The organism is Methylobacterium sp. (genome assembly GCF_019750675.1).
GTDB lineage: Bacteria > Pseudomonadota > Alphaproteobacteria > Rhizobiales > Beijerinckiaceae > Methylobacterium.
In genome coordinates, this window is sequence record NZ_JAIEOF010000420.1 from 1 (window position 1) to 2,874 (window position 2,874).

Sequence of the window (2,874 nt, forward strand, 5' to 3'; positions counted from 1 at the left end):
CCGGCGCTCGTCGGAAACACCGCCAACCTCGTCGATACCTCGGGGAAGACGCTCGCCTCCGACCCGACCCGGCCGCAATTCCTCTACACGGCGCTGACCGGGGACAACCGGACCTTCGGGGCGGCGAGCGGGATCGGGGGCGTGAATGCGCCCTACAGTTCCAGCGTTCAGACTTTCGCCCAGCGCATCATCGACGCGCAGGGTGCCGGGGCCGCCACCGCCCAGAGCCTCGACGAGGGCCAGGGCATCGCCCTGGCGACGGCCCAGTCGCGCCTCGCCTCCACCTCCGGCGTGAGCATCGACGAGGAGATGTCGAAGCTCGTGCAGCTCCAGACCGCCTACAGCGCCAACGCGCGGGTGCTCACCGCCGCCCGCGACCTCCTCGACACCCTGCTGCGGATCTAGGTGCCGCCCGCCATGCGCCCACACCCTGCGAGGTCCCGATGAGCATCGCGCCCTTCAACGCCAGCACCTACGTGGGCGACCGCAACACCGCCAATCTGGTCGGGTTGAAGGGTCGCCTGGACACGCTGACGAACCAGCTCGCCAGCGGCAAGGCGGCCACGACCTATGGCGGCCTCGGCGTCGGGCGGACCACCAGCCTCAGCGCGCACGCGGCCCTCGCCGCCCTGGACGGCTACGACGCCGCCATCACGGGGGCGACCACCCGGGTGGCCCTCGCCAACACCAGCGTGACGCAGGTCAACACCCTCGGTGCCACGCTGCAGCGCTCCCTCACCGCCAGCAACGCGTCCACCGCCACCGACACGTCCAAGATCGCGCGCGACAGCCTGGATGCCGCCATCGACGCCCTGAACGTCGACCTCGGCGGACAGTACATCTTCGGCGGCCGCGCCACCGATTCCCCGCCGGTGGCCGCCACGGACGCGATCCTCAACGGGGAGCCCGCCGCAGGCCGCGACGGGCTGAAGACCCTGATCGCCGAGCAGAAGGCGGCCGATCTCGGCCCGAACGCCAACGGGCGCATCGCCGCGAGCGCCGCCGGCGCGGTGGTAACCCTCAGCGAGGAGGGCGCCGGCGTGGCCGGCACCGAGGCGCGCGCGAATTTCGGGTTCCGGCTCCTCTCGGCCACCAGCTCCAACACCGCCGGGATCACCGCCGGCACGACGACCAAAGCCACCAGCCCCGACGTGACCTTCACGATGGCGGCCGCACCCGCCGGGGGTGACCGCATCCGGGTCGCCGTCAACCAGCCGGACGGCAGCCAGAGCTTCGTCGACCTGACCGCCCGGGCCTCCGCGGCGACGGGGGATGCCGACGCGATGCCGGTCTTCGCGACCGCCGCCGAAGCGCAGACCTACCTGAACGACCGCTTCGAGGGCGTCCCCGTCGCCAGCATCCAGGGGCCGGCCGCCCTCGACCTTCAGGCGAATTTCGGCACTGGGACACCGGCCTCGCTGACCCTCGGCATCACCGGTACGCCGAAGGCCGGCGACACCGTGACGATCAACCTGGCCCTGCGCGACGGCACGACCCAGAGCCTCACCCTGACAGCCCGCGCGAGCGCGGACGCGACCTCGACCACCGATTTCGCCCTCACCGGCGATATCGCCGCGAACCTGTCGAACGCCGTCAACAATGCCCTGAAGGCTGCCGCCACGACGACCCTGAGCGCGAGTTCGGCCTCCCGCGCCACGCAGGACTTCTTCGCGGGCTCGGCCTCGCCCGGGCTCGCCCCGCGCCGGGTCGAGGGCGACGGCTATGCCGGGCAGGCCAGCGACACGACGGTGATCTGGTACACCGGCGACGACACGGCCGCCGATCCGCGCGCCACCGCCACGGCGCAGGTCAGCGCCACCCGGGTGCTCAACATCGGCGTACAGGCCAACGAGGCGCCGATCCGCGCCGTCCTGTCGGGGCTCGCGATGGTCGCCGCGGAATCCAGCGCCGGCGGCGCGGCCGGAACGCCGGGGGCCCAGCACGTCAACGCGCTCGCCGACCGTGCCCGAAACCTCCTCGTGTCCGACACGGCCAAGGACGGCGTGCCCGGCATCGCGGCCGATCTCGGCCTCGCGTCGAGCACGCTTGCCAACACCAAGGCGTCGAACCGGGAGAGCCGCACCGCGCTGGAAGGCTCCCTCGACGGGGTCGATACGGTCTCTGCGGAGTCCGTCACCGCGCAGCTTCTGCAACTGCAGACGCAACTCCAGGCGAGCTACCAGGTCACCTCCATGCTGTCGAAGCTGACCCTGGTGAACTATCTCGGTTGATACCGGACCTTGATGAGCCCGACTCATCGAGGTCCGCCCGCGCGACGGCGCGGCGGCGGTCGTCCGCCGGACCTCAGTGAGGCTGACCTATGGGTCAGGCTCACTGAGACTTGCTATAAGCCCGCATCTGGGTGGCTTTGCGCGCCGCCCGAGATGGCCTAACCCTGGGGCGACACCATCCCCGGGGAGCCCGCCTCATGAACGTCGCGATCCGTGCCGGCTTGATCTGCGCCGTGCTCGTCGGTGCCGGGCCCGCCCGCGCCGCGGAGCGACCGGTGCCGCAGCCGCAGCGGGAGGCGATGGTGCCCTGTCCGCGGCTGGGACCCGGCTTCGTGCGGGCTCCGGGTTCGGCGACCTGCGTGCGGGTCAGCGGCCGCGCGGTGGCCGGCGTCGATCTCGGCACGCAGCATTCCGGCCCGGTCACGGCGGGCCAGCTCTCCATCGACACCCGCAGCGAATCGGATCTCGGCCCCGTGCGCGCCTTCGTGCGCATGGGGCACGGCCGGCCGTAGGACCGACGCCGCTCAAAGGTTGCGGGACAGGACCAGGGGCTGGCTGCGGGCGAAGCCGCTGCGGCCATAGGGGGAGGGGCCTTGCGAGGGCCGGCCGTAGACCGTCGGCGTCCGCGCGCGGTTCATTTCGT

General features: G+C 72.1%; 3 protein-coding genes. All 3 read left to right on the top strand.

Annotated elements, in window-relative coordinates; translation table 11 throughout:
* Nucleotides 1-405, top strand: a 405-nt coding sequence (locus K2X24_RS22195; protein WP_292501188.1) for a flagellar basal body rod C-terminal domain-containing protein, incomplete at its 5' end; no start/stop codon positions are given.
* Between the two features lie 38 nt (nt 406-443).
* Nucleotides 444-2,231 carry a hypothetical protein gene (locus tag K2X24_RS22200; protein WP_292501191.1) on the top strand — a complete coding sequence of 596 codons (1,788 nt, stop codon included), beginning with the start codon at nt 444-446 and terminating at the stop codon, nt 2,229-2,231.
* Nucleotides 2,232-2,428: 197 nt separating this feature from the next.
* The gene (locus K2X24_RS22205) at nt 2,429-2,743 is read left to right on the top strand and encodes a hypothetical protein (RefSeq protein ID WP_292501192.1); all 315 of its coding nucleotides are present in this window, start codon (nt 2,429-2,431) and stop codon (nt 2,741-2,743) included.
* Nucleotides 2,744-2,874: the final 131 nt, after the last annotated feature.